General features: G+C 68.6%; 11 protein-coding genes. 5 read left to right on the top strand and 6 right to left on the bottom strand.

The window, feature by feature from the left end; all coding sequences use genetic code 11:
* The first annotated feature begins 506 nt into the window (after window positions 1-506).
* Entirely contained in the window at window positions 507-2,162 is a 1,656-nt protein-coding gene (locus ON39_RS19835) for an alkaline phosphatase D family protein (protein ID WP_040736484.1), read from the top strand.
* A 1,646-nt stretch (window positions 2,163-3,808) separates the two neighbouring features.
* Here ON39_RS19835 and ON39_RS19840 read toward each other — a convergent pair.
* The 3 genes from ON39_RS19840 to ON39_RS48890 all read right to left on the bottom strand — a co-directional run bounded on the left by ON39_RS19840 (window position 3,809) and on the right by ON39_RS48890 (window position 6,645).
* A complete protein-coding gene (locus ON39_RS19840; RefSeq protein ID WP_146251331.1) occupies window positions 3,809-4,084 on the bottom strand; it encodes a hypothetical protein in 276 nt (91 codons plus the stop codon).
* A gap of 286 nt (window positions 4,085-4,370) precedes the next feature.
* Window positions 4,371-5,540, bottom strand: a complete 1,170-nt coding sequence (locus tag ON39_RS19845; protein WP_040736487.1) for a phosphotransferase family protein — start codon at window positions 5,538-5,540, stop codon at window positions 4,371-4,373.
* Window positions 5,541-6,240: 700 nt separating this feature from the next.
* Window positions 6,241-6,645 carry a hypothetical protein gene (locus ON39_RS48890; RefSeq protein WP_246003147.1) on the bottom strand — a complete coding sequence of 135 codons (405 nt, stop codon included), beginning with the start codon at window positions 6,643-6,645 and terminating at the stop codon, window positions 6,241-6,243.
* 246 nt (window positions 6,646-6,891) lie between these two features.
* Here ON39_RS48890 and ON39_RS19860 point away from each other — a divergent pair, with 246 nt between their 5' ends.
* A complete protein-coding gene (locus ON39_RS19860) occupies window positions 6,892-7,644 on the top strand; it encodes a DUF2189 domain-containing protein (protein ID WP_246003146.1) in 753 nt (250 codons plus the stop codon).
* Between the two features lie 3 nt (window positions 7,645-7,647).
* Here the strand turns inward: ON39_RS19860 and ON39_RS19865 are convergent, their stop codons facing one another.
* From ON39_RS19865 to ON39_RS47420, 3 genes are all read right to left on the bottom strand, one after another.
* The gene (locus ON39_RS19865; RefSeq protein ID WP_040736490.1) at window positions 7,648-8,616 is read right to left on the bottom strand and encodes a DUF389 domain-containing protein; all 969 of its coding nucleotides are present in this window, start codon (window positions 8,614-8,616) and stop codon (window positions 7,648-7,650) included.
* 477 nt (window positions 8,617-9,093) lie between these two features.
* A complete protein-coding gene (gene aspS, locus ON39_RS19870) occupies window positions 9,094-10,893 on the bottom strand; it encodes an aspartate--tRNA ligase (RefSeq protein ID WP_040736491.1) in 1,800 nt (599 codons plus the stop codon).
* Window positions 10,894-11,121: 228 nt separating this feature from the next.
* Window positions 11,122-11,442: a hypothetical protein gene (locus ON39_RS47420; RefSeq protein WP_083894556.1), complete on the bottom strand. Its 321-nt coding sequence runs from the start codon at window positions 11,440-11,442 to the stop codon at window positions 11,122-11,124.
* Window positions 11,443-11,795: 353 nt separating this feature from the next.
* Here ON39_RS47420 and ypfJ point away from each other — a divergent pair, with 353 nt between their 5' ends.
* From ypfJ to ON39_RS19885, 3 genes are all read left to right on the top strand, one after another.
* Window positions 11,796-12,725 carry a KPN_02809 family neutral zinc metallopeptidase gene (ypfJ, locus tag ON39_RS19875; protein WP_040736492.1) on the top strand — a complete coding sequence of 310 codons (930 nt, stop codon included), beginning with the start codon at window positions 11,796-11,798 and terminating at the stop codon, window positions 12,723-12,725.
* Window positions 12,726-12,865: 140 nt separating this feature from the next.
* The gene (locus ON39_RS19880; RefSeq protein WP_040736493.1) at window positions 12,866-13,399 is read left to right on the top strand and encodes a hypothetical protein; all 534 of its coding nucleotides are present in this window, start codon (window positions 12,866-12,868) and stop codon (window positions 13,397-13,399) included.
* 338 nt (window positions 13,400-13,737) lie between these two features.
* On the top strand, window positions 13,738-15,111 hold the full coding sequence (locus ON39_RS19885) for a serine hydrolase domain-containing protein (RefSeq protein WP_040736494.1): 1,374 nt from the start codon (window positions 13,738-13,740) through the stop codon (window positions 15,109-15,111).
* Window positions 15,112-15,508: the final 397 nt, after the last annotated feature.

Below are 15,508 nucleotides of genomic sequence, written 5' to 3' on the forward strand. Positions count from 1 at the left end.
GGCGAGAACATGCATTTGGCGACGCGAACAGCATGGCGCGTAGACGCTAGATGTGGGCGGCTTGACGCGTGGACGCTGCGCGCGGGTCATAGGTCCAGCAAGTGCGCAAGCGGGCTGGGCGAAGTGCGAGTTGGGCGGGCCACAGGCGCGCCCTCTGGAGCGTCGCACTCTCTCTCGGGATCCGCACTCGCTATTGGGCCCTAGAGGGGGTGCAGGTCCCGAGAAGGAGTGCAACGCGTGGCGCAGGAGGCGGGAACCTGAGCCCGAGGCGAGGCAGCTTGACGCGTGGGCGCGGCGCGTGGGTCGTAGGTCCAGCACCTGCACGAGCGGGCTGGGCGAAGTACGGGTTGCGCGGGCCACAGGCGCACCTTCCGGGGCGCCGCACTCTCTTTCGGGATCCGCACTCGCTATAGGGCCCGACAGTGGGTGCGAGTCCCGAGAAAGAGTGCAACGTGTGGCTTGGCGGCGGGTCGATTTGCGTGGGGGGTGGTTATCGGATGTGATCAATGGTCGTGGCTGAAAACGTGGTCGTTTCAGAATCTTCGTTCGGGTTCTTCGGGCGGCGCACCCTGCTGAAAGGCAGTGCGGTCGCGGGGGCGGCGGTGTTGCTGAGCACCGCGGGGGCGCAGGCGGCGGGTGGGGTGTTTCGGCACGGAGTCGCGTCGGGGGATCCGCTGCCGGACGGGGTGATTTTGTGGACGCGGGTCACCGTGTCGGAGGAGGCGACGCCGGGTTCGGGCGTCGGCGAATCGACCAGTGTGCGTTGGGAAGTCGCCGAGGACGAGGGGTTCGCCACACTGGCGGCGTCCGGAAGTGTCACGGCGACAGCGTCTTCCGACCACACCGTGAAGGTCGACGTCTCCGGGCTCGCGCCGGGGACGGTGTACTTCTATCGGTTCAGCGCGCTCGGCGAAACCTCCGCGACCGCGCGCACGCGCACCGCGCCCGCGATCTCCGATGCGCCGGAACGGCTTCGATTCGGCGTCGTGTCCTGTGCGAACTGGGAGGCCGGCTACTTCGGCGCGTACCGGCACCTGGCCGCGCGCACCGACCTCGACGCCATCGTGCATCTCGGCGACTACATCTACGAGTACGGCCGGGGCAAGTACGGCGGCCGCAACGGCACCGTGCGCCCGCACGAGCCGGCGAACGAGACGGTGAGCCTCGCCGATTACCGAATCCGCCACGCGCAGTACAAAACTGACCCCGACCTGCTGAATCTGCATGCGCGCCAGCCGTTCATCTGCACCTGGGACGACCATGAATCCGCCGACAACTCCTGGTCCGGCGGCGCGAACAACCACGACCCCGTCACCGAGGGCGATTGGCAGGCCCGCAAAGCCGCCTCCGCGCAGGCGTATCTGGAGTGGATGCCGGTGCGCGCCAAGGGTTCCGGGTCGGAGGTGCAGATCTATCGCCGACTGAGGTTCGGCACGCTCGCCGAACTGTCCATGCTCGACCTGCGCAGCTACCGGGACCAGGAGGCCAAGCCGGGCGCGGGCTGGCGCGAGACCGACAATCCGGCCCGCACCATCACCGGCAAGGCCCAAATGGATTGGCTCACGGCCGGATTGGCGTCCGCGCCGGTGCGCTGGAAGCTGGTCGGCAACTCCGTGATGATCGCGCCGCTGGTCTTCCCGCCGCTCGAACCGGCCACCACCGCGGCGATCACCGGCACGCTCGGCCTCCCGCAGGCCGGGTTGACCGTGAACGGCGACCAGTGGGACGGCTACACCGCAGACCGGCAGCGGCTGTTCCGCGCGATCACCGAGCAGCAGGTCTCCGACGTGGTGTTCCTGACCGGCGACATCCACTCCTCCTGGGCCGCGGACCTTCCCGTGGACGCCGCGAACTACCCGGCGGGCGCGACCGCCGGGGCCGAGTTCGTCGTCCCGTCGATCACCTCGACCAGCGTCGGCGATCTGCTGAAACTGAATTCGGCCCCCATCGCGGAGTCGATCAAGGGCGTCAACCGGCATCTGCGCTACGTCGAACTTGACTCCCACGGCTACGGCGTCCTCGAGGTCACCGCCGAGCAAACCCAGATGGACTGGTTCTACCTCCTCGACGTAACCGACCCGAACTCCCCTGTGCGCCACGCGTCTTCGCTCGCCGTCCGATCCGGCGGGAGGATCGAGCCCCGCGCGACACCGGTGAGCTAACGGGCTGCATCGCCGGTGCCGCTGCCGGATTGCAGCAGGCCGCGGTCGGCGAGTTGCAGTGTGGTGCCAAGGAAATCCGGGGAACGCGGCCTTGGCGTCGGAGCGGTTGGTCAGCAGGTTCCACGCCATCGGGACGCAGCCGGAAACGACTGGCAGCCGCCACCAACCGGAACCCATCACCGCAGCAGCCGCTAAAACCTTCCGCAGCAGCAGTAGGCGCTTCCACCGCCTCGCAACCTAACCGCCCCGTCGCCGTCACCGCGACGCCCGAGGATCGAACGCCGGCCCGCATGGATACGACGCAGCAGCAACCGATCACGCTCGACAGCAGCCGCCAAGACCCACCACGCAACCGCCTCCTCCACCGCCGCAGCACCAACCGATCACGCCTGACAGCAACTGCTACACCCCGCGCCCGCACCTACCGCGTCCGATATCGTCACCGCCACACCCGCCGCTGACGGATGCCGATGCCGCATGGATTCGGTGCAGCACCAACCGATTACGATCGGCCGCAGCAACCGACTCACGGCAGCCGCCAGAGCCGCCTCCACCGCCGCCTTCGTCACTGCGACAACCGACACGAGCCGAGGCCGGTCCCGCATGAATGCGCCGCAGCACCAACCGATTACGACCGCACCGACCTGTGCGGTCAGATCCATGACATGCACCTCCCCACCTGGCGCGGCCGGTCACGTCCGCGGGATGCGCTCACCCATGACCGACAGAGGCTGCGCGTGGCCGCAAGGCCGCAAGGCCGCAAGGCCGCAAGGCCGCAAGGCCGCAAGGCCGCAAGGCCGCAAGGCCGCAAGGCCGCAAGGCCGCAAGGCCGCAAGGCCGCAAGGCCGCAAGGCCGCAAGGCCGCAAGGCCGCAAGGCCGCAAGGCCGCAAGGCCGCAAGGCCGCAAGGCCGCAAGGCCGCAAGGCCGCAAGGCCGCAAGGCCGCAAGGCCGCAAGGCCGCAAGGACACTGCACGGCGATCATGCGCGGCGCAAGCGCACGCGCCGCACGGATGGACCATCCTGCCGTCGCACAAACCGCACACCGACGAGTCTGTCTTCGACGATCTCAGCGCAGCCGCCTTTCCGTCGCGGGCGCGTCCACACGGAACCGATCCGCAGCTGCCGCTGAGACCATGCCTCGCCGTCACCGCAGCGACTGTCGCCAAGAAGTCGATGCCGATGCCGATGCCGATGCCGCACAGATTCGCCGCAGCGCGAACCGATTACGACGAGCAGCCGCTACTAGCTCCAACGGTCACTAAGACCCGCCGCCGCAACCGCCTCCTCCACCGCCGCAACCGCCTCCTCCACCGCCGCAGCCGCCTCCTCCACCGCACCCGTTACCTCCGCTGTCACCGCCGCTGCAACCGCCGCCGAGGGTTCCGATGCCAATGCTGCCGAGCGCCCACCCGCTCGCCTCGCCGCGCTTTTTGCGTCGCCGACCGTTCAACTGAGCGCTCAGCTCGCTGCCGGACTGGCGGGCGCGGGTCAGTGCGTCGACGTCCCCGGCCTGGGCACGCAGCGTCCGCCGACGCACGACCAGCACAAGCGCAGTGGCGATCACTATCGCGACCGCAATCGCGAGCACTACATAGGCCATCAGATCGCCCCTTTCACTGCACTGTGAACCGTCGAGCCGACGGCACTACAGGCCGCCGCCACCGCATCCACCGCCGAGTCCGGTTCCGCCGTAGGCACTGGAGTCGGTGCCCGCCTCGCCCATGGTCTTGTCCGCGAAGTCGCGTTTCTTGCGCCGTTGCCGGCTTCGCGGACTCTCGAGCTGCGTGCTCAGCACGCTGCCCGCTTGCCGGGCGCGAGTCAGCGGATCGTCGCTCACACTTCCCCGGCGTCGCACGACCAGCACGGCGAACACGGCTCCGACCAGACCGGCCGCGATGACTATCCACAGCACAGCATTCACGGTGACCACCCCTCTCCAACCCCGTGGTCCGGAACACCTCAGCGTACTGCCACCAGGCCGCGAGCACCGGCCCCCGATTCCATGGTCCTCGGATATCCCGAACCCCGTCGAAATAGACTGCACGAGCGAGGTTCGTCGAACGAAAAGCGACGCAGCCGCGCTCAATTCGCCCGAAAACGGCGAACTGCCGGAGTACTTGCATTATCCGTGCAGCACCGACACCTCAGCGGATAAAAACTTTCAATGACGCATCCGCGGAAAGCGAAAATTCCGCAATCGGTGAATTCTATTCGGACCAGCGCTCTTCGAGCATCGCCGACACATCCTCGGCGAAGTCGCCGACGATGTCGTCACCGGTGCAGCGCGCGTCCTCGGCGAGCGCGGCCCACCGGTTGATCAGCGCCTCCGAGCGCGGCACGGACAGCCCGTGCTCGCGTGCCGCCGCGATGCGCGTGTGGTCGGCGGGCAGGAACCAGTAGGTGGACAACCACACCCAGATCAGCCGGGCCTCGAGGATCCGCTCGGACATGACCTCGTCGTCGGCCAGCGCCGGCCACACCCCGACCACCTCGGCGCGCCAGGCCTCGACCATCTGCCTGGCCCGCTCCCTGGACAGTTCGAAGTCGCACAGGCAGCCGGGGAACGAGACCAGCGCGTAGGCGATATCGAGGGTGGCGTCGCGGAATCCACCCCACTCGTAGTCGAGGAAGCGGGCGCCCTCCTCGTTGAGAATCACGTTGTCGGGGCACAGATCCGACGGGCTGAACGCGCGGAACCGCCCGGCGGAGAACAGTCGGTTACCGCGCACGATCCGTTCGGCGATCTCGCCGGGCACCGTGATGCCCAGCTCGCGCTGCAACAAGCCGGGCACCTCGGCGATCGCCGATTCGGCCTGCTGGGCAATGCCATCCACGCGATGCACCACGTCGACACGCCGAAGGAGTGCGACGAAATCGGCTTCGCGGCCAACGGTCGCAGCGTGCATCCGGCCGAGCGCCTGCGCGAACGCCATCATCGCGTTCCGGGTCGCGGGCTCGGCGCCGGACTGCAACATCTGGGTGAGCAGCGAGTTCTCGCCGAGATCGCTGAGGATCAGCAGTCGTTCGGGCAGGCTGTGCGCGATCAGGTACGCACCGGGCCGCTGTTCGCGACTCAACGCGGTGGTGAACTGATAGGACACCGCTTCACGAAGGAACGCCGAGTCGATGCTGGCGACGCCGGGGGCGAGACCGCCGGTGGTGCGGTCGAGCGAGTGCCCGCGAACTTGCTTCACGATCAGCGTGCGCGGCAACGAGAAGGCGTTTTCCGCCACACGCACACGGAGAACCGTCGTTCTACCACTACCGCTGAGTTCGATCGGATCGCTCAGCTTTACCGGAGCACCCATTCGCTTTGTGAGCAACTGTTGCGCTGCGGACACGACTTCGGCGGCGCGTTCGGCCAATAGTGCGGTCATCGCCCTTCAAGTTACTCGCATCAGGTCACTTCTAGCGAGCGGATACACAACCTTTCCGTGTCGTTCGGCGTGTCTCTCTCGAGGTTACGGGACGAGTGCCGCTTGCTTGACACGATTGCACCCGTCAAGCTTTCTCAACGTCCACTGCCCATCGTCAACTGCTCTGCGCCACACCGCAAACCAGTTGAGTGGAAAGGTCTATGGCATGACCGGCACACCGCCACCCCCGCCCCACGACTCAGCTGGCGACGCTCCCGACCGCGGACACGACGACCGCCCCGCGGCGCGCTCGGCCCAGCACGAGCCCCCCGCGCCCGGCTCCCCCACCCCGGGCGTCGGCCAAGGCCCAGTCTCCGCCGACGCCCCGCGATCCGAGGGTCCCGGCGCGCCGCATCCCGGCAGCGCTCCCCTGGAACCGCCACCGCCGGTAGCATCTCCGCAGCAGACCGTTCAGGAAAGCCATCGAGGCGAGCCGAGTAACTCAGCACCGCCCGGAGGTTCGGCCCAGGCGAGTTCCCAAGCCCAGCCCGGTAACCCGTCGCAATCCGAAGAGGCAGCGGAACGCGCGTACGAAGGTGAACCCGGCGAAGCAGCGCAATCCGGCAGTCCATCCGGTCACCAGGGCCAGCCCGGCGCCCCGGCGCAATCTGAAAATTCAGGCCAGTCCGGGTATTCGGGTCAGACCGGCAGGCCCGATGATTCAGCTCGGCCCAGCTATCAGGCCGAACCCGGTGATCCCGGCCAGCCTGGATACCAAGGCCGGCCAGCCTATCCAGGGCAGCCTGGCGGTCCTGCTCAATCGGGTTACCAAGGCCAACTCGGTGATCCAGCGCAATCCGGGGACCCAGCGCTGTCCGGTCATCCGGCACAGTCCGGCAAGACGGGCCAGCCGGGCAGCCCAGCTGACGCCGGTTACCAAGGCCCGCTCGGCTATCCGGGCCGGCCGGGCGACCCCTCGCAGTCCGGATACGAGAATCAGCCCGGCAATCCAGCGCAGGTCAGTTCCCAAGGGCAGCCCGGCAATCCAGCGCAGCCCGCTTATCAGAGCGAGCCCGGCTATCCCGTCCAAGCCGAAAATACTGGCCAGTCTGGTTATGTAGCCCAACCCAGCTACCCTGCCCGACCGGACGTTCCGGGCGCGCCCGGCTATCAACCACAGCCCGGTTACCAACCACAGCCTGGTTCCCAACCACAACCCGGTTACCAAGCACAGCCCGGTTACCAAGCACAGCCCGGTTACCAAGCACAGCCCGGTTACGCACCTCAGCCTGGTTACGCGGCCCAACCCAATTACGGTCCGACGGGCACGGGGCCGAGCGCGGCACCGCCCGGCAGCACTCCTCCAGGCTCCATGCCGCCCAGCGCGGGATCCCCTCCGCCGCAAGGCGATACCCCCTACGGTCAACCACAGAGCGGTATCCCGCAGGGCACCGACGCTGGACAACCGATCTACGGTTACCAGCAGGCCGCCACCTCCGCGCCGGGCACCCTCGACGTGGGCCAGGCCTTCAGCTACGGCTGGGCGAAGTTTCGCTCGAATCCGGGGCCGTGGATGGGGGTGATCGCGTCGGGGCTGGTCATCTATCTCGCGTTCGTGCTCGTCGTGCAGCTGACCGATCCGACGACGATGTTTCCCCTGCTGCTGATCTTCCTCGCGGTGCTGGCCGCCGTGTGGTTGCTGCAGGCCGCGATGGTGCGCGGGGCGCTGTACGAAACCGACGGCAACCCACCGCATTTCGGGTCGTACTTCCGGTTCGTGAACGCGGGCAATGTGTTGATCACCGCCCTGCTGGCGTTCGCGCTCACCTTCCTCGGGTCGGCACTGTGCATCGTGCCGGGTCTGATCGTCGGTGTGCTGTGCATGTTCTCGCTGCACTTCGTGGTCGATCAGAACGAGGGGCCGTTCGAGGCGATCAAGTCCAGCGCCACGCTGGTGGTCACCAATGTGTGGCCGGTGCTGCTGCTCGCGCTCTCCGTGCTGTTCGTGACGTTCGTCGGCGCGCTGCTGTGCGGCCTCGGCCTGCTGGTCGCGGGCCCGGTCGCGGTGATCGCGGTGACCTACGCCTACCGCATCCTCACCGGCGGCCCGGTCGCGATGATCTGACCGCTATTTGCCCACGAGCGAACGCATTCCGATCCACCGCTCGAAACGCGCCACCGGCCCGGCCTCGTTGCCCGCGCGAGGCCGGAGCTGGAGCACGAGCACACCCGCCGCGATGATCCCGACCAGATTCACCGCGAGCTGACCCGCGGACATGAACGCGATGTGCCACTGCCCCACGGTGGCCGCGACCACGGCGAACCCGGCTGCGGGCACGGTCGTCACCGAGATGAACACGCCCACCAGCGCCGCCGACTTCGCGGTCACCAGCGAAAGCATGCCTGCCGCCCCGGCCAGCAGCGCGACGACCAGCGAGAACGGCCCGACCTCGTAGATGAAGTCGACATTCTTCACGCTCTCCACCCCGTTCAGCGTGATCCAGCCGAACTGCTCCCACACCAGCGTCGCCGCCAGGGTGATGAGCATGGCCACCGGGAACCCGACCGCGAGCGCGAGCGCCGACCGGCGCGCGAGCCGAAAGTCGCGGCGCACCAACCCGACCGCGAACGCGGCCAGCGGCCCGAACTCCGGGCCGACGACCATCGCGCCGACGATCGTCACCGGCGAGTCGGTGGCGACGCCGATCGCGGCCAGCAGGCAGGCGATGGCGAGGAACGCGAGGAAGGTGGAGTTGAGCGTCGACTCCTCGTGCACCTGCGCGAGCAGTTCGTCCCACACCACCGCGTCGGACGGGTCGCCCGGCGCGGCCTCGACCGCCCGGTCACCCGCATCGGACAGCACGGTCTCGACCGGACCGAGCGTGATGCCGCCGGTGTGGTCGATGCCGAGCTCGGTCAGCTCGGCCAGCACGTCGTTGGCTACCTCGCGCGCGACGTCGGCCTGGATGAGATCGCCGGCGGGTTCGACCGCGACGCCGCGAGCCAGGGTCACATGCGTAGCGCCCGGATTCGCGGCGAGCACGCCCAGCACCGCCCCGGTCGTCTCCGGCGGACTGATCATGCGCAGATGCAGCAACGGATCCCCTCGTGGTCAGTGTCGCCCGGCGGGGTCGACTGAACAGAAGGTACCGTTCGCCGCTACGACGCAGGTTGCGCGGCCTTCGCTGCGGGTCACGACGCAGGCAGTGCGCCCTTTCGCGTGGATAAGGCCGACAGCACGACCTTTCGCCGCGGATACGACGTTGGCTGCGCGGCGTTCGTGGCGGTTACGACACAAGCAGCGTGGCCTTGCTGTGGATACGACGCCGACTGCGCGACTCTCGCCGCGGATACGAGGTCAGCAGCCCAGCCCTTCGCGGCGGATACGACACCGACTGCGCGACCTTCGCCGGAGATACGACGCAGGCTGCGCGCCCCTCTGCGGCGGACACGACGCCGGCTGCGCCACTTCCGCAGTTACGACGCCGACAGCACGCCTCTCCGCGGCGGCCACGATGCCAGCAGTCCCGCGTCCGCCGCAGTTACGACGCCAACCGCGCCACCTCCGCCGCAATTACGAAGCCGACTGGGCCTTCGCCGCAGTCTCCTCCTTCGGCGCGGGCTTGGCATCCAAGCCCGCCTCCTTGCGCTGCTGCGCGGTGATCGGCGCGGGCGCGTCGGTCAGCGGGTCGACGCCGCCGCCGGTCTTGGGGAACGCGATCACCTCGCGGATCGAGTCGAGGCCGGCGAGCAGGGCGACGATCCGGTCCCAGCCGAACGCGATGCCGCCGTGCGGCGGTGCGCCGAAAGCGAAGGCGTCCAACAGGAATCCGAACTTCTCCTGCGCCTCCTCGTGGCTGATGCCCATCACCTTGAAGACGCGTTCCTGCACGTCCCGGCGGTGGATGCGGATGCTGCCACCGCCGATCTCGTTGCCGTTGCAGACGATGTCGTAGGCGTAGGCGAGCGCGGAGCCCGGGTCGGTGTCGAAGGTGTCGACCGACTCCGGCTTCGGCGAGGTGAACGCGTGATGCACCGCTGTCCACGCCGAATACCCAAGCGCCACATCACCACTCGCGGTGGCCTCGGCGGCGGGCTCGAACATCGGCGCGTCCACGATCCAGACGAACGCCCACGCGTTCTCGTCGATCAGTCCGACCTTGCGGGCGATCTCGCCGCGCGCCGCGCCGAGCAGCGCGCGCTGCGCCTTGGCCGGACCGGCCGCGAAGAACACGCAGTCGCCCGGCTCCGCGCCGACGTGCTTGGCCAAGCCGTCGCGCTCGGCGTCGCTGAGGTTCTTGGCGACCGGGCCGCCGAGCGTGCCGTCCTCGTTGATCAGCACGTAGGCCAAACCCTTGGCGCCACGCTGCTTGGCCCACTCCTGCCAGGCGTCGAGCTGGCGCCGCGGCTGGCTCGCGCCGCCGGGCATGACGACCGCGCCGACGTACTCGGCCTGGAACACCCGGAACGGGGTGTCCTTGAAGTACTCGGCGCACTCGGTGATCTCGATGCCGAAGCGCAGGTCCGGCTTGTCGGAGCCGAAGCGCCGCATGGCTTCCGCGTAGGTCATGTGCGGGATCGGGGTCGGGATCTCGTAGCCGATCAGCTTCCACAGCGCGGCCAGGATCTGCTCGGCAAGCAGGATCACGTCTTCCTGGCGCACGAAGCTCATCTCGATGTCGAGCTGGGTGAACTCGGGCTGCCGGTCGGCGCGGAAGTCCTCGTCGCGGTAGCAGCGCGCGATCTGGTAGTAGCGTTCGATGCCGCCGACCATGAGCAGCTGCTTGAACAGCTGCGGGCTCTGCGGCAGCGCGTAGAAGCTGCCGGGCTGCAGGCGGGCGGGCACCAGGAAGTCGCGGGCGCCCTCCGGGGTCGAACGGGTCAGCGTCGGCGTCTCGACCTCGACGAACTCGTGGTGCGCGAGCACCGCGCGGGCGGCGGCGTTCGCCTTGGACCGCAGCCGGATCGCGTGCGCCGGGCTCTCGCGGCGCAGGTCCAGGTAGCGATACTTCAGCCGCGCCTCTTCGCCGGGCTGCTCGTCCAGCTGGAACGGCAGCGGCGCGCTCTCGTTGAGCACCTCGAGCTCGGTGACGTTGACCTCGATGGTGCCGGTGGGCAGCTCCGGGTTCTCGTTGCCGTCCGGGCGCAGCTCGACCACGCCGGTGACCCGCACGCAGTACTCGGCGCGCAGCCGATGGGCCTGCTCGGCCGGCTCGCCCTCGCGGAACACCGCCTGCGACACTCCCGACGCGTCGCGCAGATCGATGAAGATCACGCCACCGTGGTCACGCCGCCTGGCCACCCATCCGGTGAGGGTCACGGTCTGACCGGCATGCTCGCTTCGCAGCGAACCAGCCAAGTGGGTGCGCAGCACAGGGTTCCTTTCGACGACTTCGCCCCGGCAGGCAGTGGCCAGGTGCGCTAGTCATCGTAGCCAGCCCGTCCGCTCAGCCGAAAACCGATATGGGGTGTTCCGGCAGCCGCACACCTTTCGACATCCGCACGCGTGTCAGGACGGCGAGTCGTGGTGCGGTAAGTCAGAAGTTGTGCGGCTGCTCGGAACGGTCACGGTGGGTGCCCGCAATAAAGGCGTTCGGCGAAATCACACAGCTTTACGCCGAGTGAACAATCGGGGCCCGCCGACAATATTCCACACTTTCCACACCGTGCGGCGCACGAGGAATATCAGCAGAATTCCGACCAGGGCGAACGTGGACACATTGTCGGGCTGTAGTGACGTCGACGCCGACGCGTAGGCGATGGGCTGCGGGATGCTGCAGCACGGGCGACCATAGCATTCGCCCGTGTCGTGGCGGCACCACGTCTCGCCCGTGCGCTCGCCGTCGATGGGTGTGGGAGTGCAGGACCAGCCCGCGACTCCGACCGTGCACGGCTCTATCTGAATGCCATCATTGAAGGTCATCTGAATACTCCGATTTTCTCCGGATGGCGTAATTCCCATCCCCCGATTGATAACTCCCGCAGGAATGGACATTAACAATCGCCCCCTCCGGACACAAGCACCCCGGGGCACAGTTGGCAGCTGCCAACTTTTCCGATGACACTGTGCGAGAGCACCTTTCCGACGCGCCCGCCGATACCGGCACCGGCGCGTCGCGGAATCCGTCGCCGCACGCGCGGTTGAATCGCCCCGGGCGTGGCATCCCGAAGGCGTAGCGAAACACGTCCGCCGGGTGGAAAGAGACCCCGCCCAGCCTGTGTCAAGCTTTAGACCACGCGGCGCCCGTGCAGGCGACAACACAGAGAGCGACGAAGATGACCTTCAACGAGGGCATGCAGATCGACCCGGACCGGGTTTCGTGGGGCGGCGGTGGCGGCCCGGGCAGAGGCGGCAAGATAGCGCTGGGCGGCGGCGCGGGCGGACTCATCATCCTGGTGCTGGCGCTGCTGCTCGGCGGCGATCCCGGCTCACTGATCGGCGATCTCACCGGGTCCCAGGATTCGCAGGTGCAGCCGGGCCCCGGTCGTCTGCCGGAGCACTGCACCGACGGCGCCAGCGCGAACAAGTACGTCGACTGCCGTGTCGCGCTCACCATCCAGAGCCTGGACTCGGTGTGGTCCACCGAGTTGCCGAAGCAGACCGGCCAGCGCTACGTGGAGCCGAAGGTCCGGCCGTTCTCGGGCGCCGTCGGCACCGGGTGCGGCAACGCCACCAGCGCGGTCGGCCCGTTCTACTGCCCGCCCGACCAGACCGCCTACTTCGACGTCAGCTTCTTCCAGGAACTGGTCGACCGCTTCGGCGCCAGCGGCGGACCGCTCGCCCAGGAGTATGTGGTCGCCCACGAGATCGGCCACCACATCCAGAACCAGCTCGGCGATATCGGCCGCGCCCAGCGCGATCCGCAGGGCCCCAACTCCGCCGCCGTGCGCACCGAGCTGCAGGCCGACTGCTACGCCGGGCTCTGGGCCCACTTCGCGGACAAGACCCCCGCGCCGGGCTCCGACCAGCCCTTCCTGAAGCCGCTGTCGGACAACGACATCAACGACGCGCTGTCCGCCGCAGCGGCGGTCGGCGACGATCGGATCCAGCGCGCCGCACAGGGCCGGGTGAACCCGGAGAAGTTCACGCACGGCGACTCGCAGGAGCGGCAGAAGTGGTTCCTCACCGGATACCGCACCGGACAGGTGAAGGCGTGCGACACGTATTCGGCCACGGACCTGAAGAATCCGCCGGCGTTGCGCTGAAACCCGCTGCCGCACTGCGACAACCCGAGCGGCGCGGCGGCTATCATCGCGGGGACCGAATAGCGCGGGGCGCCCTTCAGCGATACGCCGGGCGTCCCGCGGATCGCCGGGCTCGGCACGGATCGCGGGAGAATGGATTGATGCGAGGAACGAAAGCGACACTGCTGGTTGCCGTTTTGACGCTCGCGGTCGGCGCAGGCGCCGCGACCGCCGATCCGGCCGATCTACCGAGCGCGCACGCGCCGGTCTCGTCGCCGCTGGCGTTGCTCACGCTGACCACCATTCCGAACGGATGGCAGACCAGGGTAGATCTGCGGCCGCAGCTGGAGGTGTCCGGCGACGGTCGCGCGGTGAAGACGCCGGATGCCCTTGCCCCGGAACGGAATCCGGAGAACCTGCCGAAGCGGGTCAACGGTCGTATCCCGCCCGAGGTGCTGGCCGCCGCGCTGGCCGAGACCAAGGCCCTGGCCACCGTGGACTTCGGCATGCCGACCGTCACCGACCAGGGCAGTCAGATCATCGACCTGATGCCGCAGGCGCCCGAGGAGGACGCGCACCTCGTCGTCTACGCGCCCGAGTTCACCGAGGGGCTCGCCCCGGAGCAGCAGGCGGCCCGCAAACGCTTCGGCGACCTCTACCGCAAGCTGCTCGACTCCTTCGTCGCGGACGCCTGACCCGTTCGCGGCTCGATCCGGCGTACGGCCGCGCTCCGAACGGTTGTGGCGCTTCCAATAGGTAAGCGCCACAACCGTTTCGGTTGCCACACCCAAACTGCGTGCAGAAGCCCAGCCTGCACTGGTCCGCCAGTTCCTGCTCGGTCACAGCCCCGAGTGGGAACTCGCCACCGGCGGTGAGATCGGTGTGGTCCGGAGCGCTGCGTCGGCGACCGGCCGGACGGCGGCACTCGGTGCATGCGCGCGGCACGGCCAGAACGTCAGGGCGAACGCACGCCTGCGCTATATAGATAGTGGGCGAGTTGGCCCAGAGTTCACTGACGGAGAAGAGGTGCCGAATGCCCGGAAGCACGCTGTTGCCGACGACGGCGCGTGCGTTGACGCGCCGGCTCGCGGTGGAGCAGGCGGAGTACCGGGTGCCTTCGCTGGTCGCCGCCGTGGTCCGGGACGGCGAGCTGGCCTGGTGGGACGCGCGCGGCCGGGTGGACAGCGCGGCGCGCCCGGACACCGACACGCAGTACCGGATCGGTTCGATCACCAAGACCATGGTGGGCACGGTGGTGCTGCGCCTGCGCGACGAGGGCAAGCTGGACCTCTCCGACCCGCTCGAGCGACACATACCCGGAACTCCGTTGGGGGACAGGACAATCGCCCAGCTGCTCGCGCACACCGCCGGGGTCCGCGCGGAGTCCACCGGAGACTGGTGGGAACGCACCCCCGGCGGCCACTGGAACGAACTGGCCGCGAGCCTGGACGGCGAGGCGGTGCTGCACCGGGCGGGCCGTCGGCACCACTACAGCAATGTGGGCTACGCCGCGCTGGGCGAGCTGGTCGCCCGCCTGCGCGGGCAGAGCTGGTTCGACGCCGTGCGCGCCGAGGTGCTCGCCCCGCTCGGCATGGACCGCACCACTCCGTCGGCCGTCGCCCCGCACGCCACCGGCTGGGCGGTACACCCGTGGGCCGACGTGGTGCTGCCCGAACCCGCGCACGACCACGGCGCGATGGGCGCGGCCGGACAGCTCTGGTCGACCGTCGACGACCTGGCCCGATGGACGGCCTTCCTCGCCGGTGAAACCGATCCCGTGCTGTCGAAGGACACCTGGGAGGAGATGCGCGAACCCGCCACCGTCATCGACGGCGACGAATGGGTGAACGGATACGGACTCGGCGTGCAGCTGTGCAGGCACGACGGTCGCAGGCTGGTCGGGCACGGCGGGGCCATGCCCGGCTTCATCGCCACGGTCTGGGCGGACCCGGCCGATCGAACCGGCGTGCTCTTCCTGTCCAACACCACCTACGGCGGCATCCGAGGCCGGCTCGACCTCGCCATGCTGGACATCCTGGCCGAGCACGAACCCTCGATGCCCGAGGAGTGGCTGCCCGCGGAGTCGGCCGATCCGGCACTGCTCGCACTCACCGGCCCTTGGTACTGGGGCTCGGCCTCGATCGCCCTGCACCTGCGGGCCGACAGCTGGCTCGAACTGAAGGCCCTCGCCCACGGCGGCCGCACCTCCCGCTTCCGCCCCGAGGGCGAGGACACGTGGATCGGCCTCGACGGGTACTACACGGGCGAGCGTCTCCGAGCAGTCCGCGGACCGGACGGCACCGTCGACCACCTCGAGCTGATCAGCTACGTCTTCACACGCGAGCCGTACTCGCCCGCCGCGCCCATTCCCGGCGGGGTCGATTCGGGCGGCTGGCGCGGGCGGTGATGATCGGGTGTGAACGTCTCTGAAGACGAAACCCGTTGAGCCACAGGCCGATTCACCGGTGTATACACACTCAATCGCAATGATGACCGCAAGATCAGCGCCACGCCGATCAGCCTGAAGGCCAGCCCGGTCGGAGCGGACACTTTCCGCTCCGACCGGGCTGAATCGGGCGTCATGCGCCGAAAACTGTCCACCTAGACCGGGCATCGCTCGCAGCAGATCGCCAACCCCGCGCCTCGCGCCTCGCACCTCGCGTCGTACCCCCGGCGCCTCGCACCTCGCACCCCGCGCGTCGCACACCGCACTCTCGTGCCTCGCACTCCCGCGCCTCGCGCCTCGTACCCCCGGCACCTCGCACCCCGCACTCCCCATGCCTCGCGCGATCGAGCAGGGCTGG

The organism is Nocardia tenerifensis NBRC 101015 (genome assembly GCF_000308715.1).
Classification (GTDB): Bacteria; Actinomycetota; Actinomycetes; order Mycobacteriales; family Mycobacteriaceae; genus Nocardia; species Nocardia tenerifensis.